The sequence below is a fragment of the Providencia xihuensis genome (genome assembly GCF_041953405.1).
In the GTDB taxonomy this organism is placed as follows: domain Bacteria; phylum Pseudomonadota; class Gammaproteobacteria; order Enterobacterales; family Enterobacteriaceae; genus Providencia; species Providencia vermicola.
Map to the genome: position 1 here is coordinate 277964 of NZ_CP169565.1, position 26299 is coordinate 304262.

A 26299-nucleotide genomic window follows, 5' to 3' on the forward strand; every position below is an offset into this window, starting at 1 on the left:
AAATTTACGATATAGAAGATGTTTATTTTAGTCGTTATTTTTTAGGTTTTAATCATAAAGTGAAAATTTTATGTTACTGAGTGGGTTTAAATATTGTCTTTCACAATTGGCATGTTTCCTGTCGTTTTTTTGATTTTTTAGGTCGTAATAAAATAATATTAATTTAAACTAACTTTAAATTAATATTTGTATTTTATATTTCACGTATAATGTGTTCATAGGGTGTTTAATAATTTCACTGGGCTAAATAAGATATGTGATTTTCTTAAAAAAGAATCATTAATGTACTGCATTAAATAGAATGTCGTATTTTAATGGTCATTATAAGGGGTGGGCTAGGGGTTAGTTTGTCTAAAATAGAGAGTGCTTATTTGTTTTAATATGAAACGTTAATAAAACTATTTTATAATTAATATAAAGGAGTAGAGTTTTCCTCTACTCCTTTTTGAATAATTGCCAAAATTAAATGAAGTTATTTAATTTTATTGTGGTTTATTCAATGCCTAATTCTTTTAATTTACGGGTTAGGGTATTGCGCCCCCAGCCTAATAAGCGAGCAGCTTCCTGTTTATGTCCATCGGTGTGTTTCAGTGCGCAGTTAAGTAGAGTGCGTTCTAATAGTGGCACTGTTTGTGCTAATAAATCATCTTTTCCAGCGGATAACGCATGGTCAGCCCACTTTTCCAATAATTCAAACCATTGTGCATCTGAGGTGAATTGATGCACAGGTAAAGGAGCCTTTGCAGGTTCATTGGCCTTTGGTTTATTGGTTTCAGCGTTTTGTATTGAGTGCTCTTCCAGTAAATCATCTGGCAAATCTTGCGGTAAAATTTCTTGGCTTGCCGCCATAACGGTCAGCCAGCGACAGACATTTTCCAATTGGCGAACATTTCCTGACCAATAATAGCGCTGCAGAATTTTTTCACTGTTAGGGTGCAGTACTTTACTTTCTACACCTAACTCCTTTGCGGTATTTTGTAAAAAATAGTGTGCAAGGCGTGGAATATCTTCCGTTCGTTCTCGCAAAGGAGGAAGTTGTACTCGAATCACATTTAATCGGTGAAATAAATCTTCACGGAATAAACCTTCCTTAACCCGTTTTTCAAGATCTTGGTGGGTGGCGGCAATAATTCGCACATCCACTTTCACAGGAGTATAGCCACCAATACGGTAAAATTGCCCTTCAGCAAGAACACGTAATAACCGTGTTTGTACATCAAGGGGCATATCCCCAATTTCATCTAAAAATAATGAACCGCGGTTGGCTTGTTCAAAACGCCCTTGACGAACTTGGGTTGCTCCTGTGAATGCGCCTTTTTCATGACCAAAAAGCTCCGACTCGATGAGATCTTTTGGAATAGCGGCCATATTCAGGGCAATAAATGGCTCACTGACTCGTGGACTATGTTGGTGCAACGCGTGGGCAACAAGCTCTTTCCCTGTCCCTGACTCACCGTTAATCAGTACGCTAATTGATGAGCGCGATAAGCGGCCGATAATGCGGTACACCTCCTGCATTGCAGGCGCTTCACCGATCATGGTGGATGAAACAATCGGCGCTTTTTGTTTTGTTTCACGCCCCGTGTGGTTCTGTTCACGGCTATGATTTAACGCACGTTCAACCAATGCCACAGTTTCATCGATATCAAACGGTTTAGGCAGATAATCAAAGGCACCAGATTGATAGGCATTAACGGCAGCATCGAGGTCTGAGTGAGCTGTCATAATGATGATCGGCAAAAGGGGGTGTGATTGTTTAATGGTATTGAGTAGCTCAATACCATTGGTTCCAGGCATGCGAATATCGGATAACAAAACATCAGGGAGTGCGTTTTCCAATGCAGCAAGTACCGCATCAGCACTGTCAAAGCAGGTGCAGACAAATTCTGCACTGTTGAGTGCTCGCTCTAAAACCCAGCGAATGGAACTGTCGTCATCCACGACCCAAATTTTTCCCTGCGACATGGTTATCCCCTATTTTTTGATGGGTAGATAAATAGAAAACTCAGTGTGCCCTGGCCAACTGGTAAACTCGATTTTCCCTGCATGTTGATCCACTAAACTTCGCGCAATTGACAGCCCAAGCCCTGTCCCATCAGGTCGGCCACTCACCATTGGGTAGAAAAGCGTATCTTGGATGGCCAATGGAATGCCAGGGCCGTTGTCTTCGATATCAATCCTCGCAGCTAACCGATAACGCTCACCTTGTAGCATGACTTGAAATGCAGTGCGCGTGCGTAGTGTGATATGACCGCCCGTATCAGCGACGGCTTGTAGAGCGTTGCGGGTGACGTTCAGTAAAACTTGTTCGATTTGATCGGGGTAATAGTCTAAATCGGGCAAACTTGGATCATAGTCGCGAGTTAATGTGACATTAGCAGGTTTTTCGAGGGAAACTAAGCGCACCACGTTTTCCATAATATGGTGAATACTTTGCTGAGTTTTTGGTCCTGGATACTGTGGCCCAAGCAATCTATCGACCAAGGCTCTTAAGCGGTCGGCTTGTTCGATAATGACTTGAGTATATTCATTTAATTGTGGGGAGGGCAGCGCCTTAGATAACAACTGCGCAGCCCCCCGCAACCCACCCAGTGGGTTTTTTATTTCGTGAGCCAGACCGCGGATCAGTTCACGCGCGGCAAGTTGCTGTGCATTTTGCGCCAATTCTTGGCTAAGGCGTCGCTGGCTATCGAGTTGTGACAGCTCAACTAAAATAAATTGTTCTGAAAAAGGTTGTGCGCTGAATGACATTACGTGGGAATGGTTATTAAACACCAAAGTGACCTCATTTTCAGTAAAACTGTGGCCTTCTTTTAAACTATTGAGCATTAATTCATCATTGAGTGAGCAATAGCTAAATAAGAGTGGAAGGGGAGTCCCATAGAGTTTGCGCTGACTTTGGGTTAGGATTTGCAATGCGGCATGATTGGCGTAATGGATAACCAAATCGTAATCCAAAATAAGCACGCTATTAATAAGGGAGTCGAGGATTTGTTCGGGTGCTGGCAAATGTTCGGTTTTCATGTCATGTCACTCCTGCACTATTTTGGTGCATTATACCTGATAGACCAAACAACCGATATTTGATTTTTGTTTCTTTGGTGCAGTTTTAGAGAGAAAAGGCCCCATCAAAAGATGGGGCAAGTGCTTCACGGCAACAAAGACTATCAGTGGAACGGCGTGTTACACACTGTAGTACATTTCAAATTCGAGCGGGTGTGGTGCCATACGGACACGTTGAATGTCAGCACGGGTTAATTCAATATATGCATCGATAGCGTCATTTGTGAATACACCACCACGAGTTAAGAACTCGCGATCTTTATCCAGTTCCGCTAGTGCTTCATCTAAAGAACCTGAAACAGTTGGGATTTCTTTTGCTTCTTCTGGTGGTAAGTCATACAGATTTTTATCCATTGCATCACCTGGGTGGATCTTATTGATAATGCCATCAAGACCCGCCATTAACTGCGCTGCAAACGCTAAGTATGGGTTAGCTGCTGGGTCTGGGAAACGCACTTCAATACGACGTGCTTTGGTACTTGCAACCACAGGAATACGGATAGATGCAGAACGGTTACGTGCAGAGTAAGCTAGCATTACAGGGGCTTCAAAGCCTGGAACTAAACGTTTGTATGAGTTTGTTGTTGGGTTTGTAAATGCGTTCAGCGCACGAGCATGTTTAATGATACCGCCGATGTAGTACAGCGCCATTTCAGATAAACCGCCGTATTTGTCACCCGCAAACAGGTTCACGCCGTCTTTTGATAAAGACATGTGGCAGTGCATACCTGAACCGTTATCACCGACTAATGGCTTAGGCATAAAGGTAGCTGTTTTGCCGTATGCATGGGCAACATTGTGCACAACATATTTATAAATCTGAGTTTCATCCGCTTTTTTGGTCATCGTATTAAAGCGGGTGGCGACTTCGTTTTGGCCTGCAGTTGCCACTTCATGGTGGTGAGCTTCAACAACTAAGCCCATCTCTTCCATTGTGGTACACATTGCAGAACGCAGGTCTTGTGATGAGTCTACAGGTGGTACTGGGAAGTAACCACCTTTAACGGCTGGACGGTGGCCTTTATTGCCGCCTTCGTATTTTGTGCCAGTGTTCCATGCCGCTTCGATATCATCGATATGGTAGTAGCTGCCGTGCATGTTGTTGCCGAAACGAATATCGTCAAAAACGAAGAATTCAGGTTCTGGACCAAATAACACGATGTCAGCGATACCGCTTGAACGCAGGAAATCTTCCGCACGTTTAGAAATGGAGCGTGGGTCTCTGTCGTAACCTTGCATGGTACCCGGCTCTAAAATATCGCAACGGATAATTAAGGTCACATCAGCAAAGAATGGGTCTAACATTGCAGTAGATGCATCTGGCATCAGTACCATGTCAGATTCGTTGATGCCTTTCCAGCCACCAATTGATGAACCGTCGAACATCTGGCCTTCTTCAAAGAAGTCTTCGTCAACTTGGTGAGCAGGGATAGTGATATGTTGCTCTTTACCTTTTGTGTCGGTAAAACGCAGATCAATAAATCTTACATTGTGCTCTTTAATTAACGATAAAACATGTTCAGCGGACATTCTCGGCTCTCCTGGTCGGGTCTAATCAACAAACCGCATCATATTTTGCGTTTGTTGGTTTGTCTGGCATGGCGGCGGTGATTAATCACATTAATGCACGTTGCTCGCTCACTATAAATACTATAAGCGAAAATCGTGCCAACTTTTAAAAGAAGAGTAAATACGGATTGTTACGAGAGAATGTCAATCGATTGAGTTAAAAATAGTCACAGTTTGCACTTAGTTGGTGCATTTTTGATGATGAGCTGCACTGTTTCGGTGCAAAAAGAAAAGGGTAGAGAAAAAAGCCAGCTTTGTGCTTAATAATAAGCCCAAAGCTGAATTGGCAAACATTATTTAATGAGTGAGGAGGTGTTATTCATCATCACTGTTCGTTAATAAGGTATTCACTTCTTCAATCTGTTTTACGGCATCATTGATAATGGAAGCAATTTGACGCGTTTGTTCTTCATTCAATTGTTTCAGAACCATTTTGTGGCGCAGTAGGGCTTTAAAGCGGCTGACTGCCATTTCAATGTCTTCTGCTAAATTGCTGCCTTGTTGCATATCACGTGCTTTCGCCAGCTTACGAGCAATAACCGCTTCTGTTTCTTTATTCTGTGCTAAGTGCGCAGCGCCTTCTGGCGTAATAGTAAAACTTTTGCGATTGCGCTCAACAATTTGAGACTCTAAAAAGCCTTGTTCTTCTAACAGTGTTAATGTTGGATAAATAACACCTGGGCTTGGCACATAAAGACCGTTCGAAGCTTCTTGAATATCTTTGATAATTTCATAACCGTAGCTCGGTTTTTTCGCCACTAATGAAAGCACCATGATATGAAGATCACCGTGGTCGAATAAACGGCGCAGGCCTTTGCCTCTTCCGCGGCCTCTTTGGCGCTCATCACTGTGACCATGACGGCCTTCACCGTGGCAACATTCGCCGTGTCCGTGCCCATGACGGCCTTCACCGTGCCCGTGACGACCTTCGCCATGGCAACAGCCATCGTGGTGGCCGCGCTGATTTTCGTCATGGCGCGCATAATATACATGACGACAAGATTTAATTAGCATATAGTTACTCCTTAGTTTGTAACTTTAGATATATCGAATTCATTTTATGGCTTTACTATATTTAGATATATCTAATTAGTCAATTTAGATATATCTAAATAACACAAAAAGACATTAAAAATAGCGATTAAGAAAGAAAGTCTATTTTTTGTTCTTTTTTTGGGCTGCTAATATTAAGTTTTTAGCGTATTATTCTGCCACTTCGTGGTTTCGCAGAGATGATGCTCATTATTTTATGAGGGAATCTGGTACTGTTACGCAACTGAATGTTTTTTCGTTAAAAACTTTTTATACAGTGATGGGTTTCACATTTATTCCACTTGTGCGGAAAAACGTGTAAAATAACAGCAAATTAACGTAGAAAGTATGTTTGGGTAATTAGAATACCGCAAAAAGCATATTCCTTTCCTGTCAATTAAACGGTAAAAATCCTTGTCAATTCAAAACTTAAGAAACATCGCCATCATCGCTCACGTTGACCATGGCAAGACCACACTGGTGGGTAAATTATTGCAACAATCAGGCACGTTCGGTGAACGTGAAACGGTTGATGAGCGTGTTATGGACTCCAATGACTTGGAGAAAGAGCGTGGTATTACTATCCTTGCTAAAAATACCGCTATCCAATGGAATGGTTATCATATCAATATCGTAGACACCCCAGGTCACGCCGATTTCGGTGGTGAGGTTGAGCGCGTTATGTCTATGGTTGACTGTGTGCTGCTGGTTGTTGATGCGATGGATGGCCCAATGCCACAAACTCGCTTTGTAACGCAAAAAGCGTTCGACCACGGTTTACGTCCTATTGTTGTTATCAATAAAGTTGACCGCCCAGGCGCACGTCCTGATTGGGTTGTTGACCAAGTATTCGACTTATTCGTGAACTTAGGTGCAACGGATGAGCAACTCGATTTCCCTATCGTTTACGCATCTGCATTAAACGGTATTGCTGGTCTTGAGCACGAAAACATGGCTGAAGACATGACTCCGCTGTACGAAGCTATCGTAGAGCATGTTGCGCCACCTGCAGTCGATGTCGATGGTCCTTTCCAAATGCAAGTTTCGCAGTTGGATTACAACAGCTACTTAGGTGTTATCGGTATCGGTCGTATCAAACGTGGTGTGGTTAAACCTAACCAACAAGTGACTGTTATCGACAGCGAAGGTAACACTCGCAACGGTAAAATTGGTAAAGTTCTGACTCACTTAGGTTTAGAGCGTATCGATTCACAACAAGCTGAAGCGGGCGATATCGTTGCGCTGACAGGTTTAGGCGAACTGAATATCTCTGACACTATCTGCCAAGTGGGTAGCGTTGAAGCACTGCCTGCGTTAGCGGTTGATGAGCCAACAGTTAGCATGTTCTACTGTGTTAACACCTCACCTTTCTGCGGTAAAGAAGGTAAATTCGTGACTTCACGTCAGATCCTTGACCGCCTGAATAAAGAACTGGTTCACAACGTTGCACTGCGTGTTGAAGAAACTCAAGACCCTGATGCATTCCGTGTATCTGGTCGTGGTGAGCTGCATTTATCTGTTCTGATCGAAAACATGCGTCGTGAAGGCTTCGAGTTAGCGGTATCTCGTCCAAAAGTTATCATTCGCGAAATCGATGGTCGTAAACAAGAACCATTCGAACAAGTCACTTTAGACGTTGAAGAACAAAACCAAGGTGATGTCATGAAAGCGTTAGGTGAGCGTAAAGGCGACCTGCGTGACATGATGCCAGATGGTAAAGGCCGTGTGCGTCTTGACTACATCATCCCAAGCCGTGGCCTGATTGGCTTCCGTACCGAGTTCATGACAATGACTTCAGGTACTGGCTTACTGTACTCAACATTCAGCCATTACGATGATGTTCGCCCAGGTGAAATCGGTGGTCGTCAAAACGGCGTGCTGATCTCTAACGGTCAAGGTAAAGCGGTTGCTTACGCGCTGTACAGCCTGCAAGATCGCGGTAAATTATTCTTAGGTCACGGTGCTGAAGTGTATGAAGGCCAAATCATTGGTATTCACTCACGTTCTAATGACTTAACAGTTAACTGCTTAACTGGTAAAAAACTGACTAACATGCGTGCGTCAGGTACCGATGAAGCAACAACTCTGTCACCACCAATTAAAATGACTTTGGAACAAGCGCTTGAGTTTATTGATGATGACGAATTAGTTGAAGTGACTCCGCAGTCTATCCGTCTGCGTAAACGTCATCTGACTGAGAACGATCGCCGTCGTGCAAACCGTTCTAAAGAAGACTAATTTTTAGTTAAAATAAGTAGTAAAAAGGCGCCATTTAGGCGCCTTTTTTTATGGGGTAAGTTGTGGGTAAACTCCGGGCCCGATAGGTAAGTCTGCAAAGTACCAGCCTACTAGCAATAACATCCAAACAATAAAGAATACAATTGGATACGGCAATATTAAGGTATAGTAGGTCCCTAGCTGCGCATTTTTATAGTAGCGTTGTAAAAAGCCTAAAAAGAGCGGAAGGAACGGTGACATCGGCGCAAGGGGTAACACAGCGGAGTCAGCGATACGAAACACAATCTGTGCGAAAGCAGGGTGAAAGCCAAGTAACACAAACATCGGCACAAATATCGGTGCCAGTATTGACCAAATAGCAGAACCACTGGCGATAAACATACACAGAAACGCAGATAAAAACATTAACCCAATAAACGCGGGCACGCCCGTCATCCCTAAGTTTTCTAGCAAGTCAGTTAAACCAATCGCCATGAATTTCCCCATATTGCTCCAGTTAAAGAATGCAACGAACTGAGAAAGTGGGAAAACCATCACAATGAAACCTGCCATGCTTTTCATTGGGTCAACCAATAAGTCTGGGATATCATTCGGCTTTTTGATTTGTTTGGTTGATACACCATAGGTAATGGAAACGACGAAAAAGAAAATAATAATGACAGGAACGATACCCTTGATAAACGGCGAAGGGATCACTGTATCAGTTACTGGATCACGCAGTGGTGCGCCTTCTGGGGCAACCATGAGCGCAACTAAACCGATAAAGATTAGTGCAGACAAGCCACTCATCAATAAACCACGGTTTTGAATTGGCGTTAACTCTTCGAGTCGGTCATGTGACGTACCTTCCCACACGGGTAGACGGGGTTCAATAAATTTGTCTGTCAGTAGTGCACCTGCGATGGTTAACACAATCACCGATGTGGCCATAAAGTACCAGTTATCGATAACGCTGACATGTAGATTTGGGTCAATCATCATTGCTGCTTCTGTACTGATTCCCGATAACAATACATCGGTGGTGACAATCAATAAGTTTGCGGTAAAACCCGAAGCGACCCCAGCAATTGCAGCTAATAGGCCAGCGACAGGATGGCGACCTACCGCGATAAAGATCAAGGCACCTAGTGGTGGCATGACAACTAACGCCGCATCTGAAGAAATATGGCTGAAAAAGGCGATAAACAGTACCATATAACTGGCATAGCGCTTATTAATACCCGATGCCATTTTGTACATTAAAGCTTGAAGTAAGCCTACTTTCTCAGCTAAACCCGCCCCAATGACTAACGCGAGAATGGCGCCTAGGGGGGCAAAGCTGCTAAAATTCTTAACGATATTAGGTAAAATCCACTGTAACCCTTCCACGCTTAATAAATTTTTAACGCTGACCATCTCATCATTGGCGGGGTTTTTAACAGATAAATCAAACCAAGATAATACAGCCGTCGCAATCATCAGCACGGCAATTAAATAAACGAACAAAATGAATGGGTTTGGGATTTTGTTTCCCACTCGTTCTATCCAGCGAAAAATTGCCCCGGGGCTTTTGTGCACAGTTGTTGAGTCGCTCATAGGGTTTCCTTGTGTCTATCTTCATTGTTATTGTTATGACTTATGGGCGGGTAAACCCCGCCAGTATTAAGGAACTACTTATTTTAATTTTGAAGGCTTAATATCTTTGGGAATAGGGCACTGATAAGGGGTAACTTGCCTTTTCTGCGTAAATTCAGCTTTTGCTTGTGCTAATAAATCGGGCTTCAAGAACAACTCAATGGCGCTAGAGGCCATGATTTTCCCTGCGAGCAGCATCCCTTTATGGGCAATAGAGGTGCGCCCTTGTGCTACTAATTGCCAAGTATGCAGTGCGGTACCAAAGGCAAAGCATGGGCTAAAACATTGAACGGTAGGGGCAACCCAGCTGACATCACCAACATCGGTTGAGCCGTACATCAACTCTTTGGACTCAACGTAAGGCAGTACTTCATTCGTGAGTACTTTATTGCCCTGCCTTTCACACCAACGTTCGCCTTCTTCTCCTCCACTGCGGGCAGCATTTAGCTTGGCATTGCGTAAATCATCTTTCGTCAATGTATTGTGAATTTGCTCAGCGAATTGACGTTCTTTATCGGTATATTCAGGGATGCCAAATTCAGTAATGTGGTTAAACATGGCGTGTTCTAGCGTCCGATTAGGCACATAGTTTGAGCATGCTTTATCAAAACGGACTTCTAGTTGCGTCCCTGTCATCAGGGCAGCTCCTTGTGCAATATTAATCACACGCTGGTAAATATCTTGTGCTTCATCAAGTTGCGGGGCGCGGACAAGGTAGAGGGCTTCTGCATCAGGTTGCACGACATTTGGGGATGCGCCCCCCGTGTTGGTGACGGCATAGTGTATCCGAGCGTCTTGAATAATGTGCTCGCGTAAAAATTGCACGCCAACATTCATCAAGGTGACGGCATCAAGTGCACTTCTGCCTAGGTGTGGGGAGTTTGCTGCGTGAGAAGCAATACCTTTAAAGCGAAAAGCCGTTTGAATGTTAGCAAGGGATTGCACATTAAAGACACCACTAAATGATTCTGGGTGCCATGTAATGGCAGCATCAATATCATCGAATAAGCCCTCTCTGACCATGAATGTTTTACCTGATCCGCCTTCTTCCCCAGGGCAGCCATAAAACCGCACAGTACCAAGTAAATTATTGTCATGCAGCCAGGCTTTGACAGCAAAAGCGGCAGATAACGCGGCGGTGCCTAGTAAGTTATGCCCACACCCGTGACCATTACCATTTTCCACTAAGGGATTTGGCTCGCTGCAAGCAGAGTGTTGGCTTAACCCTGCGAGAGCGTCATATTCGCCCAATAATGCAATGACAGGTGACCCCTCACCATAGCTGGCGATAAACGCCGTTTCAATATCACCAACCCCTCTTTCAACGTGGAAGCCTTCTTGCTCTAATGCGTCAGCCAGTAAATTAGCAGAATAGGTTTCTTCAAAGCGGGTTTCAGGGTGATCCCAAATATTGTCGCTTAGCGCGGTAAACTGGGCGCGATGATTTTCAATATAATCACCAATAAATGATGTGAATTGTTTATCCATTTTTCGCTCCGAATTCAGGGAGGTGCAGGGCAATTGTCGACAGCGTTTTTACTGCTGTTATCATCACATTTTCATCAAAATCAAAGCGCTCATTGTGGTGACCTGCACTGAGATCTGTACCAAAAATCATGTAAGTGGCTTGGCCTCCACGCTCTTTTACGCGTTCCATAAAATAGGTTGCATCCTCCGAACCTGCGGCTTGGTAGCGGTTTTTAACGATAGAGGTTAATTCAGGAAGCTGTTTTTTTGTTAAATCGTAAATAAAATCAACCCACTGATTGCTTGGGTGGCTACTTTGTGCGGCTCCCATCAGTTTGATATCAAAGGCGACATCTTGCATTTTGGCGGCGCCTTCAATAATGTGCATTGCTTTTTCGTAGACAAACTTGTTGATTTCATTGGTTTCCCCGCGCGTTTCAACTTTAAGCAGTGCGGTATCGGGAATGACATTGCGGCCAATACCTGCTTGCAATACACCAACATTAATGCGTGAGCTTCCTTCACTGTGACGCGGGATACCATATAGGCCTAGGGTTGCATGGGCTGCGGCAATTAATGCATTTTTGCCATCTTCAGGTTTTGCACCTGAATGTGCCGCAACACCTTGATAGGTCACATCAAACTTTGTAGTAGCTAAAAAGTTTTTACTGCCGCAGACGACTTCGCCTTTTGGCACACCTGTACCGATATGGATAGCCACAAAGAAATCGACATCATCAACCACACCTGCTTCCATCATGGATTTGGCACCTCGGGTGCCTTCTTCCGCAGGTTGAAAGATAACCTTGATGCGACCAGACAGCTTCGCTTCATATTGCTTGAGAATACGAGCAAGCCCAAGGCCGATGGCGGTGTGCCCATCGTGGCCGCACGCGTGCATCATGTGCGAATTACAGGAAGCAAAACCTTCATTATGTGGACGGTGTTGGCACGAATGTTCTTCATTTAAATCAAGGGCATCCATATCGACACGAAAAGCAAGTGTTGGGCCTGGACGGCCAGTATCGAGTGTGGCAACGATACCAGTGAACCCCCCTGAAAAGTGAGGTAGCCATTGAGTTAAAGCGCCTTGTTCAATCGCTCTTTTTTCTTGTTCTGCCAATTTTTCTTCGGTAGGAAGGCCCATTCGAGCATCCGCTTTAACGACTTCTTTGCCCAGTTGCAGTTGGTAACCAAGTTGATGCAGTTCTTCGGTAACAAGCGTTGCTGTACGAAATTCAAACCAACCTGATTCTGCATACTGATGAAAATCACGCCGCCATGCTTGTAATTGTTGTGCCATCTGCTGGATGGTGCTATCTAAGTCAGTATTCATTTTATATCTCTTTTAGTTATCACAAGAAAAATCAGTACAGGGATATTGAAATAGGGATGTGTATGGGTTTTAAAATTAAAATTCGTTTAATTTTAAAAAGTAGTATATTAATTTGCTTTGGTTATTTTAATTTATAAAAAATTATTTAATTTGCTAAATGTTAATTTTTTGTTTCTCTATTTTCTGACTGTACACAATCAAATTAGAGTAAAAAAGATACAATTATCTTTAGCTATATAACTAAAAGTTATCGGGGTATTGATATGGCACCACCCATAAAATTAAATCAGCTCAGGGCGTTCGTCGAAATTAGCCGGCATGGCAGTATTCGAGCCGCCAGCCGTTTTCTACAGCTTTCTCAGCCTGCATTGACGAAATCTATTCGTGAATTAGAGAGTAGCTTGGGGGCTAAATTGTTTATTCGCAGTAACCAAGGGATTTATTTAACGGAATGTGGGGAGGGTTTTTTACGCCGTGCAAGTTTAATTCTTGAAGAATTACGGGTTGGGCAAGAAGAGATTTCACAACGTATTGGATTGATTGGTGGAACGGTGAACATTGGTGTTGCAGGTAGTATTGCTCGTTCATTAATGCCAAAAGTCGTCACTCAATTTCACCGCGATTATCCCAATATCAAATTGCGCATTATGGAAGGGCAATTATTAACCATGCTAACTCAATTGAGGCAAGGGGAACTGGACTTCACGATTAACACTTATTACCCAGGAAGCTTGGATGCGGAGTTTACTTTTGAGCGGTTGATGCAAAAAGAATACAAAGTGATTATGCGTAAAGATCACCCCTTACGGCATGCGAAATCGCTTACTGAGTTAGTGGACTGCGATTGGACGATGCCAACCCCAAAGGGCACATATTACAAGCAACTCGCCGATGTGTTCTCCATGATGGAGCGCCCCATGGATTTCAGTGTGACCTGTGAAACCTTAATTGGTTGTTTAAGTTTAGTCGCGCAAAGTGATTTTTTAACCATTGTGTCGATAGACACGATAGATGAGCCTCTCTTTGAACAACGGTATATCGCATTGGATTTAATCGAAAAACTACCTTATGCCACGTTTGCTCTCGTGCAGCGCCGGGACGCAACATTAACGCCAGCAGGGGAACATTTAGCTCGGTTATTCCGTATTTATTGTCGTAGTAAAGAGCCAGCGTAAAAGTGATTAATAGCCCTGTTATTGTATCTGCAGTAAAAAGGGTTAGGTCGGCAGCAATTTTCTGGTTTAGTGCTAAACCGATGAATTGACAAAATAACGTGAATTATCACCAATTAGGGCTGTTCAGTTGGACGAATAATGATTAAAGTAAATTTAGTGAATAACAAAGAGGAAAATTTATGCTGTATATCTTCGATATGGGTAATGTGATTATTGATATCGACTTTAATCGTGTGTTTGATAAATGGTCTGAACTGAGCGGCACACCAAGTGAAGAAATCAAATCACGGTTTACTTTTGGCAATATCTTTCAATTACATGAGTGTGGAAAAATTTCAGATATAGAGTTTGCAGAGCTACTTTGTGAAGAAATGGGGATCACTCTGAGCTTTGAAGACTTTGCTGAAGGCTGGCACGCTATTTTTATTTCGTTAAGACCAGAAGTGATTGACATTATGGAGCGCCTGCGTGAACAAGGGCACCGTGTTGTCGTCTTATCGAATACTAACCGTCTACATTTGGACTACTGGCCAGAACACTACCCAGAGATTGCAGCTTCCTCCGATTTTCTCTATTTATCCCAAGATTTAGGTATGCGTAAGCCTGATCCTGAAATCTTCAAATACGTTCTGCAATCCGAAGAATTTGAAGCAGCAGATGCCGTTTTCTTCGATGATGTAGAGGAAAATGTTAAAGCCGCGCAAGCTCTTGGTATCCATAGTATTCATGTTGTGGATAAAGATACCGTTCCTGAATATTTCCGTACTTACGATTTTAGTGCTGAAGTTGAATAATATTTGATATTGAAGATGGAGCAACGGCTAACGTTGCTCCATCTTTTTGTGCAGAGTAATCATGATTGCATTAATCCAGAGAGTCACTCATGCGAGTGTGGTTGTTGATGAACAAACGGTTGGGCAAATAAACTCAGGTTTGTTGGTTCTGCTTGGCGTTGAAAAAGACGATGACGAGCAAAAAGCAAAACGCTTATGTGAAAAGGTGCTGGGCTACCGTATTTTTAGTGATGAACAAGGGAAAATGAACCTGAATGTTCAGCAAGCGGGAGGCAGCTTATTGGTTGTCTCACAATTTACGTTAGCGGCAGACACCAAAAAAGGCATGAGACCTAGTTTTTCTGGGGGGGCAGAGCCTGAAAAAGCCGATAAACTGTACCAGTATTTTGTGGAACAAAGCCGTCAGCATGGCGTCACGACTGAAACTGGGCAATTTGCTGCTGATATGCAAGTGAGCTTAACTAATGACGGCCCTGTGACCTTTTGGCTGCAAGTGTGATTCCATTTTTAAAGGGGGAAACGATGTACCATTTACGTACACCGAAAGATGAAATTGAATTTGCAACTTACTACCACTTTCGTTGGGAAATGTTGCGAAAACCCTTCAATCAACCCCTCGGTTCTGAAAAAGACGGTTATGATTTAACGGCTCACCATCAAATGGTGGTGGATGATAAAAACCGTATTTTGGCGATTGGCCGTCTATATATTAATGCCGATAACGAAGGTGCAATTCGCTTCCTCGCTGTTAATCCCGTCATGCAAGGTAAAGGGCTGGGGAAGTTGATTATTATGGCTCTGGAGTCAGTTGCACGGCAAGAAGGTGTAAAACGTATTGTTTCCAGTGTGCGTGAAGAAGCCGTTCCTTTCTTTAATAAGATGGGGTTTGAAAATAGGGGGCAAGTTGCAGGGCAGCTTAAAACACCTGTGCGTCATTATTTAATGATCAAGCCAATTGAAACCCTAGACCAAATCTTACATCGTCCTGATTGGTGTGGTGAATTACAGCAAGCATGGCATAAATACATTCCGTTAAGTGAAAAAATGGGTGTTCGCATCGAACAATATACAGGGACCCGTTTTATTACGACAATGCCAGAAGCGGGCAACCAAAACCCCCATGAAACTATTTTTGCAGGTAGCCAATTTTCACTCGCGACATTAACCGGTTGGGGGCTTATTTGGCTGCTAATGCAAGAGCATCAACTTGGTGGTGATATTGTGTTAGTGGATGCCAACATCCGCTACGGCAAGCCAGTGAGTGGCAGGCCAACGGCAATTGCGGATTTAGCGAATATGAGTGGTGACCTTGACCGCTTAGCGCGAGGCAGCAAAGCGCGAGTTAAACTGAAAGTGGAAGTAAGTAACCCAAATAACCAAGTTGGTGCAGTTTTTAGTGGTGTGTACATGGTGTTACCCGTTGATAAAACACAGTAAAATAGATTATTGGGCGTAAATGATAAAGGGGGCATACAAGCTCGGAGAAAGCGTAATTGCTCCCAGTTATACCGCACATTGCCCTATTTTTGAGTACGACTCGTTCCATTAGAGATGTTTTGGCATGGTTTTAATGGAACGAGAAAATGGACTCACATTTTTTTAAATTTATCTTCAAACTTATTGCATCTATTTCTCTCTATCAATATAATTGAGTGATTAGTCAGTCATTAAAGTTGATGAGAGACGCAATATTTTATTTGGAGATACTCTATGGCTCGTCCCTTGAGCTCACAAAAATACACTGCATTGATTAATGCAACGATAAGTACTCTTGCTGAAAATGGTTTATCAGCAACGACGGCAAATATTGCAAAACGTGCAAAAGTAGCCGTAGGCACTCTTTTTACCTATTTTCCAACCAAAGAACAATTATTTAATGATGTTTATTTGCTACTCAAAAGCGATATGGCTGAACGCCTAGTCACTGGTTACCCTAAAAATGCTGATGTGCATACACAAATAAAGCATGTGTGGTCAGGGTATACTGAGTGGGCATTAAAAAATCCTAATGGAAAACGAGTACTTAGATTGCTTTCTGTCTCTGAGCTACTGACGCCTGAAACCCTTGCTAAAACACCTGAGCCTCTTGTTTTAATCGACCAAATGTTTACTCAAGCGATTAAAGATAATCTTTTAGTTTCTGATGAAAAAGATTTTATTTATAACATTTTTCAGAATATATCAGATGCAACAAGTGAACAAATTGAAAAGCAACCAGAACGTAAAGATGCATTATTACAACTTGGTTTTGAAATAATGTGGAAAGCGATTTCAGCATAAGCATTATATTTAATATTTATTAATGAATAGCAATTTAATTGGCAATGAATCATTGCCAATTCTTTTGCTCGCCCTTTTTTTGTCTTAAATTAGGAATAGGATCATGAAAATCAAAACATCGTTTGGCTTCCATAGCCTCGCAGACGAAGTGATTAACGGTATAGATTTAACGGGTAAAAATGCCATTATAACGGGGGCGGCTTCAGGTATTGGGTTTGAAACAGCTCGCTCTCTTGCAAATAATGGCGCCAGTGTAACTCTGGCGGTCAGAAATATTGAGGCTGGCCAACAAGCTGCATTAGAAATAATAAAATCGACAGGCAATCAGCAGGTTGATGTTGCTTACCTTGATCTAACGAATAAAAGCTCAATTCGTGAATTTACCTCAACATGGTCAAAACCGCTGCATATACTTATTAATAATGCAGGTGTTATGGCAATGCCAGAAACACGAACAAATGAAGGATGGGAAGCCCAATTTGCGACTAATTATATAGGGCATTTTTTACTCACAAATGGGTTATATGAGGCTCTAAAAAAAGCAAATGGCTCGAGAGTCGTGGTTGTTAGTTCGTCGGCTCATCATTTTAGTCCCATTGTGTTTGATGATATTCATTATCATATCCGACCTTATGACCCTTGGAGTGCTTATGGGCAATCTAAAACGGCGCTTATTTTATTTGCGGTAGAGGCTACGCGCCGTTGGGAAAAAGATAAAATATGGACTAATGCGGTTATGCCAGGGGCGATTAAATCTAATTTACAACGCTACTCAGGTGAATTACCTGTGCCTGAGCACCTTTGGAAAACACCACAACAAGGTGCAGCAACATCAATATTTGTCGCGACTTCACCTATTATTGAGAATATTGGTGGCCGTTATTTTGCTGACTGTAATGAAGCGGAAATGATAACCCACACTTGTGGCGATAGAATGAAGGAGTTTTCCGTTGTAGCGGGTTGGGCATTAGATAAAAATAATGCAATACGTTTATGGGAAATGACAGAAGAGTTATTATCTTTACCGATTCGATAAAATTAATACTCATTCAATTTATATAACCCTTATCTGAAAATTATGTATATTGTATTTAAACAGTAATAGGTTATCGTCTTTTAATATCAGATATATAAATTTAGTAACTGATAATTAAATGATATGGTGATTAATTACTTTACCCTAGGCCAATAAAATTAGCATACATAATGTTAATGCATATTACTATGCTAATTTTAACTATTTTATAAATACAGTTTAATTTAACTATATGATATTGAAGAAAAAGATAATGCTCATATTCTTTTTAGGTTTATTCATTTTGCTTGTTATCGGGTGTGCTATTTTTTCGCGTACATTCCCCCAATACCTAACGAGCGCTAACTATAGTCAGGAAAAAAAAGCATTTGTTAATCCTCAACTATTACGCAGTGTGACTTTGAGTGATGGTGCAACAGGGTTATTTAAAATGTTAGGGGGTGAAAGCCAATATAAGCCTAAAATAAAATTCCCAATGCAAAAACCAGATTGGTCATTATTTCTAAAGGATGATGGGATTAATCGGTTTATTTGGTTCGGTCATTCCACATTATTAATGCGAGTTAATCAACAAACTATCGCAGTTGACCCTGTTCTTGGGCCATCGGTTTCTCCGTTGGTTATTAATATGCGCCGTTTTCAAGAACCCGCGGCTTCCATTGATGAATGGCCACAAACCGATATTGTTTTAATCTCCCATAACCATTATGACCATTTTGAAGAAGAGACATTACGGCAACTTGGGCAACAAAATGCACGATTTATTGTTCCTCTGGGTTTAAGTGAATATCTCAAACCGCTCGGAATTGATGCAAAAAATATTGAAGAGCTGGATTGGTGGCAAACGGCTGTGGTTGGTGAAAACCGCTACACTTTAGTCCCTGCGTTGCACAATTCTGGGCGTAGCTTGACTGACAGTAATAAAAGCTTTTGGGGAGGATATGTTATTCAGGATATGAATGAAACACTGTATTACAGTGGGGATACTGCTTATGGCCCTCATTTCGCTGAAATTGCTAAAAAATTTCCTAATATCGATATTGCATTTATTGAAAATGGGCAATATGACAAACGTTGGCCAGACGACCATATGTTTCCAAGTTTAACCGCGCAAGCTGCGTTCGATATCAACCCACAACGCATTGTTCCTGTGCACTGGGGCGCCTATGCGATGGCATTTCATCCATGGAATGAATCGGTGCGTGAGAGTATCCCGATGATGCGAGATAAAGGCCTTACACCACTCACACCATATCAGGGCCAAGTTTTTGATATTAATACACAAACATCGGAGTGGTATTTGGATGATGAATAAATAATATTATATGAATAGCAAATAACACATTTGGCTAGCCTATTGGATAGCTAAATGTGTGTGCATTACAAAAACGTCCTTTGCTGAGGTATTAACAGGTTTTTGCACTGTATCCTTTCATATTTAGCTTATGCGTAGAATTTAGCAAACATAATAGTAATTAGTTGAAATATATAACCTGTAGCCGTAATAACTATCTGCTCTAATCTATTCAAATTTAATACTTCTTTTATTTCCTCCAAATCCATTACCCTACTAGCAAGTTATCATCAACAATATAAATAAAACTTAAAATTAATTTAACGTCACATAACGCGTTTAATAATAAATCTTAATTATTGCGTGGAAGTGGCCGTTTTGAATAAAAATTTTATTGAGAGCTTAACCTGTGAATATTCAATCACCATTAGGGAAATACGCCGCAGCAGCGTTAGATAACGATGCTGCTAATGAAATCGTTGTTGAGTTTCGTGATGTCACAAAAACCTACTCATCAAAGTTGAAAAATGAGCAAAAACTGGCTGTAAACCACATTAACTTACAAGTCTATCGCGGCGAAGTTGTTTGCTTGATGGGGACATCCGGCAGTGGAAAATCAACATTGTTACGTCACGTTAACCGGTTAATTGATTCAAGTAGTGGTCACGTTTTTATTGAAGGTCAAGATATCAGTCAACTAAACCCGAAATTATTGCGTGAATTACGTGCAAAGCGTATTGGCATGGTTTTTCAACATTTTGGGTTGTTGCCTCACCGAACGGTTATTGAAAACGTCGCTTTTCCGCTTGAATTGGACGGGGTGCCCGAAGTTGCCCGCTTCGCTGCTGCTAGGGAGCAACTGAAAGCCGTAGGATTAGAAGGATGGGATAACCATTATCCACATGAGCTCTCTGGTGGCATGCAACAGCGAGTGGGTTTTGCTCGCGCATTAATCACTCAACCAGATATTTTATTAATGGATGAGCCGTTTAGTGCTCTCGACCCGACTATCCGCCGTAGCTTACAGTATCATTTTCTAAAATTAGTTCGTGAACGTGGGATCACTACCTTATTTGTCACCCACGATCCTAGTGAAGCGCTACGCCTAGCAGACAGAATAGCCGTAATGCGTCATGGTCAACTCGTGCAAGTTGCAAGCCCAAATGAACTTCTTGCTACCCCTGCTGATGCAGAAATTGCCGAGTTTTTTCAAGACTATTCATCTTCTCCTGTTCGTATTGCTGCTTTAGTCACCAGCACAGATCCTGCAGTAACGGATATTCCTTCACCGGGCTCCCACGATGCCCTTGCACGTTGGAAAACATTACTGTTAGGCCCCGCTGCACTAGCTGAATATGGTAAAGGAGGGTTGTTTTGGCTAACAATGGCGATTGAATTAGCGGCAATTAGCCTAATAGTACAAGGCTTATTATCGGACATTGATTTATGGTTATCAGGCTTACTTTTAGTCATTGCGAGCCGTTTTTTCACCTTATCTGTGATTCGGCGTTCTCGACAAAACCCGCATTCAGGTTGGAAGTTGCCATTATCAGTTTTGCTTTTTAGCCAAATATTTGTCATTTGGCGAGCGTTGACTTCTGAAATTGAAACGCTTTTTTTTACCTTTCCTGTTGATCGACTGCTTTTTTCTGAAACAGCTCAACAGATTGATAATATTATTGATTGGTCACAAAATACATTTGAAAGTGCTTTTGTTGGCATTATCGTATTAGTCCGAACCGTTATTGAAAGTATTGAAGCGATATTTGGCTGGCTACCTTGGCCTGTTAGTGCAGTGGCATTGATTTTCTTATCGTGGCGTGCTGCGGGTTTTGGTCTGAGCTTATTAAGCACCTTATCCATTATTTATATTGGCTTATTTGGTTTTTGGGAAAGAACGATTTCGACCCTCGCACTCGTCGGTTCCTCGGTCATTATTGTTTTAATTCTGGGTATTCCACTTGGCATTTTAGTCGCTAAAAAATCCCTAGCTCGCAAAATATTGACGCCGATACTCGATATAATGCAAACCTTACCAACCTTTGTGTATTTAATCCCCGCCGTGGCCTTTTTTTCTATCGGGAAAACACCTGCAGTAATTGCCACCGTTGTTTTTTCTCTTGCGCCAATGATCCGTTTGACGGCTTTAGGGTTACAAGAAGTTCCAAAAGAATCTGTCGAGGCTGCAATTGCCCATGGTGCAAACCCTTGGCAAGTTTTAACCAAAGTCCAACTGCCCTTAGCCAGACATTCGCTCCTGTTAGGTATTAACCAAACCATCGTGATGAGTCTTTCTATGGTTGTTGTTGCTGCCCTTATCGGTGCAGGCGGCTTGGGTTATGACGTTATGGCTGCATTACGTAACATTAAAGGAGGGGAAGGTGTTCTTGCTGGGATAGCTATCGTACTTTGTGCGCTCATTCCTGACCGTATCATTCAATCAAAACTACACAAGCAACAATAATAACCACCTGTTTTAAGGCTAAATTATGAAAAAATCAGTATTTCAGCAAGTTGGTGCTGCTTTATTATTTGCAGCCCTTTCATTTCCAACACTAGCAAAAGATAAAATTGTTATTGGCGAGCAAAATTGGACGGGTGCCATCGCTATCCAACATATTTTAGGCGAAGTTATTAAAAGTCGGTTAGATGGCGATGTAACCTATCTTGCGGGGGATTTGCCCGTGCTATTCGCTGCAGCAGGAAAAGACGATGGAACCGTGGATGTTCTGACGGATGTTTGGCTGCCAAACCAATCGGCAGCATGGGCAAAATACGTCACCGGCAGCAAAACATTGATACCAACTAAAAACCCTTATATTGGTGAGCAAGGGTTTTACATCCCAGGGTATTTACAAGATAAATACAACATTAAATCAGTTTATGACTTACAAAAACCTGAAATTGCGGCACTGTTTTCACCTTTAGGTGGCGGAAAGCCTGAGTTATTGGTCGGCCCTGCGGGGTGGGAGTCAACTTATATTGGCGAAATTAAAGCGAAAGACTATGGTTTTGGCGATAAATTTGCGCCAGTGTCAACTGAAGCTTCTGTTACATATGCAAAACTCGCAGCCGCTTATAAAGCTAAACGTGGCGTGATTTTCTATGCCTATACGCCTGATTGGATATTCGCAGCCTATGACTTACGCCGCCTAGAAGAGCCCACTTTTGATGGTTATGCGCAAGATAACAAAAAAGATGACCCAGCTTATAAGGCTGATGGATGTTGGAAATTTATCAGCCCAACAGTCGACTCTGATTGGTTAAATAAAAGCCATATTACATGTGCTTATCCTGATGCAAAAGTTTATGTGCTGTCTGCTGCGAGTATAGAAAAACGTTCTTCAAAAATTGCTGCCTTCTTGCGTAATGTGGCAATCGAACCTGCTGAGTTAAATCAACTTATTCTGCAAATTGAAAAGGAAAATGTACCACCTGCTATTGCGGCTAAAAATTGGGTTAAAAATAATTCAGCCACCGTTGATAAATGGTTGGCGGGTCAATAAGTAAATATTGATATCGATGACGAGGTCACTATGAGTCAGGAAGCGCTACAACAAGCCACTTTTGGCGCAGGTTGTTTCTGGGGAGCTGAAGCCGCGTTTCAAATGCAAAATGGGGTATTAAATAGCCGTGTAGGTTATGCACGTTCTGCCGATGAAACCTCTCCATGGATAGAAGTGGTACAGGTCGATTTTGACCCTCTGCAAACGAGTTATGATGAACTTTTATCGCTATTTTGGAAGATTCATAACCCACAATCTATTGATAAACAAGGTAATAATGTCGGTGAGAAATACCGTTCAGCGGTGTTTACGCATTCAATTGCTCAAGCCAATCAGGCAATCGCATCGAAAAAATTACTGGAGCAGCAGCATTATCAAGGTAAACCTGTCGCCACAGTAATCGTCACATTCGCAGAGTTTCAATTAGCGGATGAGAAAGATCAGCATTATGTGCAAAAGCATGGCGCTGGCGCTTGTTCAATTTGACCAATAAAAGGTAAACCATACTCAGCAGCCTCTCGTGGACTCATTATTGAGTGATAAGAGCAGGGGAGGGCTCTTCCTGAGGCATTTCAGAAGGTTGCTGAGTAGCATCAGATTCCACCGAAGAGGTCACAACCCCTTTTACGACCGTACGATATAAGCGCTTACCTTGAAGAGGCATCGCCATCAGCTCGCCATTTACGCTTTTAGCAACTGAAGGGGCGAGGAAATCTCCCTGTAGTGTTGCATCAAAATCCCCAATAACTTGTGCTGGGAAACCTGACCATCCCCATTGATTTAAATCGATTAAATCAATGTTAGTCCCTGAAGCTCGCAACAAAAATGGCACTTTTTTCGGTTCTTGTTTCACTAATACACCAATCTTGCTGATACCTCTTTCCGTACTGACTGTTAAACTCGCTGCGGCAGAGGATTTCCCACTCTGACGTACTTCTAAGAACGGACGACGGACTAAAACTTGGTTAATTGTGCCGCTATCGGCATTGAATGTCGCCTTACCGCTCCAAACTCCCCACTGTTTTAGCTTAATGAGGTCAACATCTTCAATGTTGGCGCTTAACGCTGTGAATTCGAACGGGAATTCTGGCTGGATATTCATCAGCAACGATTGGGAGACAGTGAATTTTTTGATGGATAGGCCTGATAACCAAGAGGGTGCGGGTTCAGCAAAAAAAGCGAGCCAAGTTTCTGGTAGGGTATATAAAATGCCGCCTAGCTTACCTTCATTAATGGTAAGAACTTGATCATTACGTTGCCAAGCACCACTTAAATTAAATACGCCTTTGTTATAGTAGCCTGATAACTTGTTGATGTTTAGGTTGTCTCCATCAATATTCAAGTCACCGATTAGTGTACTTAGCTGTTGATCTTTCATGACTAATTGGTCAACATTAAAGCTAATTTTACTTTTAGGGCTTGTCCAGCTACCTCTGACCAAACTTAGCTGATCGATTTCTGTACTCAGCCCTGAAAGCGCCCAGTCTTTTCCTTGAATATCAATGTTAGTTAATTCAAGATTTTTGATTTGAATGGTTCTATCACTACTAATTGCATCAAATAACGTATCGAAATCAATACTGTTTTCCCAGCCAACCTTATTCATTGCTAATGAATCAATCGTAATTGCACCATCAGTAAATACTTTACCTTCACCTGCAATATAACCGTTATTTAGGTATGCACTCGCTTTGTTGATTTCAGTGACTTGCTCTTGCAACTTTCCAGTCAGTGCCACATTTTTAAATGGTAATTCATTGATTTTTAATTGGCTGGAGGTGAAACGAAAATCGCCATAGCCAAACGGATGATTCACTGTCGGCCTCCACGGCGTGATCCCCCCAGTAAACCCTGTAGCGAAAATGGTGTCATCACCTTGTTTAAGGGTTAGCTGACTATTTTCAAATTGCAGAATATCCGCCGAAATAGGCAGTGGTGTTAATTCAGGGGATAGGGTGGTAGAAAGCTCACCTTGTGTGATGATGAAGCGACGGATCGCTGTACCACTGAAAATATTGCGCCAATTTACATCAACCACGATTTGACGTGCATCTAGGGACAAGTCTTTGTTTTGTGAGGTTAATTGTACATCTTGGAAGATGAATTCGCCAGGGTTGGAAAATTCATGTCCCATAATCCCTACATGAATATCGTAGTCAGTAAATTTGCTAAGGAATTGACTCGAATAGGATGCTCCCCAGCGCGTTTGTAACCCAATGTAGGCGGCGATAAACAATAGCAGCAGTAGCAAGAATGCATAGGTAACAAATTTAATTAACCATTTCACAGCTAGCTGCTCCTCAAATTTGTGGGGGAATGCGTTTAATATCGCGATAATTTAAGGATAGCATACAGAAGAACCGCCAGAATATTCAACTCTAGCGGTTTAGATGAACGATTATTTTTCGAGTGGGAAAACTAAATTCAGTACAATTGCTGTTAATCCGCCTGCGGCAATACCAGAAGAAAACAAGGTTTTCAGCCAGTCTGGGGCAAATTGCAGAATTAACGGCTGCTGTGAAACTCCCATTCCAACAGCGAGTGACAGCGCGATAATCATAATCGCTCGGCGATTAAGTGGCTCGCGGGAAACAATACGCACACCAGATGCCGCAATCGTCCCAAACATCACAATGGTTGCACCGCCAAGAACGGGTTCAGGGATTTGCTGTACAAAACCCGCAACAGCAGGGAACAACCCCAGTAAAACAAGCATCAATGCGACGATATAACCCACATAGCGGCTAGCAACACCAGTTAATTGAATAACCCCGTTGTTCTGACCAAAACAGGAATTTGGGAAGGTATTAAATACGGCGGAAACCATTGAATTTAAGCCGTTTGCTAATACGCCACCCTTAATACGTTTCATGTAAAGTGGGCCTCGAACGGGTTGTTCAGAAACGTCAGAGGTTGCGGTGATATCACCAATGGTTTCCAAAGAAGTTACCATAAAGATTAAGATCAGGGGGATCAACAAGTTCCAATCAAATGATAAACCATAATAGAAAGGTTCAGGTACAGTGATAATAGACTGATTTGGCTCAGTTGGCTGCGCATTTGGTAGCATATCCATCCACCAAGCAGCAAGGTAGCCTACTGCCATTGCTATGACTAAAGAGGCGACTCGTAGATAGGGATTTTTTTGGCGGTTGAGCAGAATAATGACTGCGAGAACAATGCCTGCCAAAATTAAATAATCAGGGGAGCCAAAGGTATTATCGCTAATTGCCCCATAGCCGCCCCCAATAGAGGTGAGACCGACTTGGATCAGTGATAGTCCAATAATCATTACAACAACACCAGAGACCAATGGCGTAATGACGCGACGCGCTAAATGTAAGAAGCGAGACAAAATAACTTCAGTGAGCGCAGCAACTAATAACGTACCAAATAGTGCCGCCATCATGGATGGAATATCTGCCCCACCTTGCTTGAGTGCAACACCTCCCATAATTAAAGGTGCAACAAAGTTGAAACTGGTTCCTTGGATAGATAATAACCCTGAACCAATAGGCCCCCATGCTCTAATCTGAATTAAAGAGGCAATACCAGAAGCAAATAGAGACATGCTAATAATACGTTGGGTATCATGTGCAGGTAACCCGAGGGCTTGGCAGATCAGCATTGCGGGGGTGATAACAGCAACAAACATCGCGAGAAGGTGCTGCCCAGCCGCGAATAGGGCTTGGGGAAGCGGTGGTCTATCTTCTAATTTATAGATGAGCTCACTTTGGGTGTTTATCGTTGATTCCGTATTTTGTTTTTCAGACGTTGCTGTATTCATTGCCTTCATTTCCCACCAACAAAAAACGCATTGTAAAGCGACTAAATTAAAAAGCAATCGTTTGCGCAAAATAAATATTGTAAATAGTTAAACTAAGTTCATCACATT

General features: G+C 42.3%; 20 protein-coding genes. 11 read left to right on the forward strand and 9 right to left on the reverse strand.

From position 1 onward, the window contains the following. Positions 1 to 492: 492 nt before the first annotated feature. The 4 genes from glnG to ACE2AL_RS01260 all read right to left on the reverse strand — a co-directional run bounded on the left by glnG (position 493) and on the right by ACE2AL_RS01260 (position 5646). Positions 493 to 1965, reverse strand: coding sequence for a nitrogen regulation protein NR(I) (glnG, locus tag ACE2AL_RS01245; RefSeq protein WP_375083861.1), 1473 nt, complete (start codon positions 1963 to 1965; stop codon positions 493 to 495). 9 nt (positions 1966 to 1974) lie between these two features. Continuing rightward, positions 1975 to 3024, reverse strand: a complete 1050-nt coding sequence (gene glnL, locus ACE2AL_RS01250; protein ID WP_206084927.1) for a nitrogen regulation protein NR(II) — start codon at positions 3022 to 3024, stop codon at positions 1975 to 1977. A gap of 159 nt (positions 3025 to 3183) precedes the next feature. Continuing rightward, positions 3184 to 4593 carry a glutamate--ammonia ligase gene (gene glnA / locus ACE2AL_RS01255; protein WP_206084925.1) on the reverse strand — a complete coding sequence of 470 codons (1410 nt, stop codon included), beginning with the start codon at positions 4591 to 4593 and terminating at the stop codon, positions 3184 to 3186. Positions 4594 to 4947: 354 nt separating this feature from the next. Further along, on the reverse strand, positions 4948 to 5646 hold the full coding sequence (locus ACE2AL_RS01260) for a PadR family transcriptional regulator (protein ID WP_375083863.1): 699 nt from the start codon (positions 5644 to 5646) through the stop codon (positions 4948 to 4950). A gap of 432 nt (positions 5647 to 6078) precedes the next feature. Here ACE2AL_RS01260 and typA point away from each other — a divergent pair, with 432 nt between their 5' ends. Next, positions 6079 to 7902 (forward strand): ribosome-dependent GTPase TypA, encoded by a 1824-nt coding sequence (gene typA / locus ACE2AL_RS01265; RefSeq protein ID WP_206084923.1) that lies wholly within the window; start codon positions 6079 to 6081, stop codon positions 7900 to 7902. 48 nt (positions 7903 to 7950) lie between these two features. Here the strand turns inward: typA and abgT are convergent, their stop codons facing one another. The 3 genes from abgT to ACE2AL_RS01280 form a co-directional block, all read right to left on the reverse strand. Continuing rightward, positions 7951 to 9477 (reverse strand): p-aminobenzoyl-glutamate transporter, encoded by a 1527-nt coding sequence (gene abgT / locus ACE2AL_RS01270; RefSeq protein WP_375083864.1) that lies wholly within the window; start codon positions 9475 to 9477, stop codon positions 7951 to 7953. Positions 9478 to 9555: 78 nt separating this feature from the next. Beyond that, positions 9556 to 11004, reverse strand: a complete 1449-nt coding sequence (locus ACE2AL_RS01275; RefSeq protein ID WP_375083865.1) for a M20 family metallopeptidase — start codon at positions 11002 to 11004, stop codon at positions 9556 to 9558. Next, the gene (locus ACE2AL_RS01280; RefSeq protein ID WP_375083866.1) at positions 10997 to 12319 is read right to left on the reverse strand and encodes a M20 family metallo-hydrolase; all 1323 of its coding nucleotides are present in this window, start codon (positions 12317 to 12319) and stop codon (positions 10997 to 10999) included. Before ACE2AL_RS01280 ends, ACE2AL_RS01275 begins: the two co-directional genes overlap by 8 nt. 263 nt (positions 12320 to 12582) lie before the next feature. Between ACE2AL_RS01280 and ACE2AL_RS01285 the strand changes: the two genes are divergently transcribed. The 10 genes from ACE2AL_RS01285 to msrA all read left to right on the forward strand — a co-directional run bounded on the left by ACE2AL_RS01285 (position 12583) and on the right by msrA (position 22890). Then, positions 12583 to 13494 carry a LysR family transcriptional regulator gene (locus ACE2AL_RS01285; protein ID WP_206084911.1) on the forward strand — a complete coding sequence of 304 codons (912 nt, stop codon included), beginning with the start codon at positions 12583 to 12585 and terminating at the stop codon, positions 13492 to 13494. A gap of 179 nt (positions 13495 to 13673) precedes the next feature. Further along, positions 13674 to 14288, forward strand: a complete 615-nt coding sequence (gene yihX / locus ACE2AL_RS01290; protein WP_206084909.1) for a glucose-1-phosphatase — start codon at positions 13674 to 13676, stop codon at positions 14286 to 14288. A gap of 61 nt (positions 14289 to 14349) precedes the next feature. Then, positions 14350 to 14787, forward strand: a complete 438-nt coding sequence (dtd, locus tag ACE2AL_RS01295) for a D-aminoacyl-tRNA deacylase (RefSeq protein ID WP_206084907.1) — start codon at positions 14350 to 14352, stop codon at positions 14785 to 14787. A 23-nt stretch (positions 14788 to 14810) separates the two neighbouring features. After that, complete coding sequence (gene fabY, locus ACE2AL_RS01300; protein WP_206084905.1) at positions 14811 to 15725, forward strand: bifunctional GNAT family N-acetyltransferase/hotdog fold thioesterase; 915 nt, start codon at positions 14811 to 14813, stop codon at positions 15723 to 15725. A 273-nt stretch (positions 15726 to 15998) separates the two neighbouring features. Next, on the forward strand, positions 15999 to 16568 hold the full coding sequence (locus tag ACE2AL_RS01305; protein ID WP_206084903.1) for a TetR/AcrR family transcriptional regulator: 570 nt from the start codon (positions 15999 to 16001) through the stop codon (positions 16566 to 16568). Positions 16569 to 16671: 103 nt separating this feature from the next. Next, positions 16672 to 17604: an SDR family NAD(P)-dependent oxidoreductase gene (locus tag ACE2AL_RS01310; protein WP_272573861.1), complete on the forward strand. Its 933-nt coding sequence runs from the start codon at positions 16672 to 16674 to the stop codon at positions 17602 to 17604. Between the two features lie 253 nt (positions 17605 to 17857). Continuing rightward, complete coding sequence (locus tag ACE2AL_RS01315; protein ID WP_349415883.1) at positions 17858 to 18919, forward strand: MBL fold metallo-hydrolase; 1062 nt, start codon at positions 17858 to 17860, stop codon at positions 18917 to 18919. A gap of 388 nt (positions 18920 to 19307) precedes the next feature. After that, a complete protein-coding gene (locus ACE2AL_RS01320) occupies positions 19308 to 21362 on the forward strand; it encodes an ATP-binding cassette domain-containing protein (protein WP_272538927.1) in 2055 nt (684 codons plus the stop codon). A gap of 25 nt (positions 21363 to 21387) precedes the next feature. Continuing rightward, on the forward strand, positions 21388 to 22404 hold the full coding sequence (locus ACE2AL_RS01325; protein WP_206084887.1) for a glycine betaine ABC transporter substrate-binding protein: 1017 nt from the start codon (positions 21388 to 21390) through the stop codon (positions 22402 to 22404). Between the two features lie 30 nt (positions 22405 to 22434). Next, the gene (gene msrA / locus ACE2AL_RS01330) at positions 22435 to 22890 is read left to right on the forward strand and encodes a peptide-methionine (S)-S-oxide reductase MsrA (RefSeq protein WP_375083871.1); all 456 of its coding nucleotides are present in this window, start codon (positions 22435 to 22437) and stop codon (positions 22888 to 22890) included. A 43-nt stretch (positions 22891 to 22933) separates the two neighbouring features. Here the strand turns inward: msrA and ACE2AL_RS01335 are convergent, their stop codons facing one another. Then, on the reverse strand, positions 22934 to 24691 hold the full coding sequence (locus ACE2AL_RS01335; protein ID WP_375083873.1) for an AsmA family protein: 1758 nt from the start codon (positions 24689 to 24691) through the stop codon (positions 22934 to 22936). A 111-nt stretch (positions 24692 to 24802) separates the two neighbouring features. After that, entirely contained in the window at positions 24803 to 26191 is a 1389-nt protein-coding gene (locus tag ACE2AL_RS01340) for a uracil-xanthine permease family protein (protein ID WP_206084876.1), read from the reverse strand. Positions 26192 to 26299: the final 108 nt, after the last annotated feature.

Bases quoted from the DNA above. Each gene is read 5' to 3' on its own strand.
- glnG (WP_375083861.1), bottom strand. From the start codon at position 1,965: ATGTCGCAGGGAAAAATTTGGGTCGTGGATGACGACAGTTCCATTCGC.
- glnL (WP_206084927.1), bottom strand. From the start codon at position 3,024: ATGAAAACCGAACATTTGCCAGCACCCGAACAAATCCTCGACTCCCTT.
- glnA (WP_206084925.1), bottom strand. From the start codon at position 4,593: ATGTCCGCTGAACATGTTTTATCGTTAATTAAAGAGCACAATGTAAGA.
- ACE2AL_RS01260 (WP_375083863.1), bottom strand. From the start codon at position 5,646: ATGCTAATTAAATCTTGTCGTCATGTATATTATGCGCGCCATGACGAA.
- abgT (WP_375083864.1), bottom strand. From the start codon at position 9,477: ATGAGCGACTCAACAACTGTGCACAAAAGCCCCGGGGCAATTTTTCGC.
- ACE2AL_RS01275 (WP_375083865.1), bottom strand. From the start codon at position 11,004: ATGGATAAACAATTCACATCATTTATTGGTGATTATATTGAAAATCAT.
- ACE2AL_RS01280 (WP_375083866.1), bottom strand. From the start codon at position 12,319: ATGAATACTGACTTAGATAGCACCATCCAGCAGATGGCACAACAATTA.
- ACE2AL_RS01285 (WP_206084911.1), top strand. From the start codon at position 12,583: ATGGCACCACCCATAAAATTAAATCAGCTCAGGGCGTTCGTCGAAATT.
- yihX (WP_206084909.1), top strand. From the start codon at position 13,674: ATGCTGTATATCTTCGATATGGGTAATGTGATTATTGATATCGACTTT.
- dtd (WP_206084907.1), top strand. From the start codon at position 14,350: ATGATTGCATTAATCCAGAGAGTCACTCATGCGAGTGTGGTTGTTGAT.
- fabY (WP_206084905.1), top strand. From the start codon at position 14,811: ATGTACCATTTACGTACACCGAAAGATGAAATTGAATTTGCAACTTAC.
- ACE2AL_RS01305 (WP_206084903.1), top strand. From the start codon at position 15,999: ATGGCTCGTCCCTTGAGCTCACAAAAATACACTGCATTGATTAATGCA.
- ACE2AL_RS01310 (WP_272573861.1), top strand. From the start codon at position 16,672: ATGAAAATCAAAACATCGTTTGGCTTCCATAGCCTCGCAGACGAAGTG.
- ACE2AL_RS01315 (WP_349415883.1), top strand. From the start codon at position 17,858: ATGCTCATATTCTTTTTAGGTTTATTCATTTTGCTTGTTATCGGGTGT.
- ACE2AL_RS01325 (WP_206084887.1), top strand. From the start codon at position 21,388: ATGAAAAAATCAGTATTTCAGCAAGTTGGTGCTGCTTTATTATTTGCA.
- msrA (WP_375083871.1), top strand. From the start codon at position 22,435: ATGAGTCAGGAAGCGCTACAACAAGCCACTTTTGGCGCAGGTTGTTTC.
- ACE2AL_RS01340 (WP_206084876.1), bottom strand. From the start codon at position 26,191: ATGAATACAGCAACGTCTGAAAAACAAAATACGGAATCAACGATAAAC.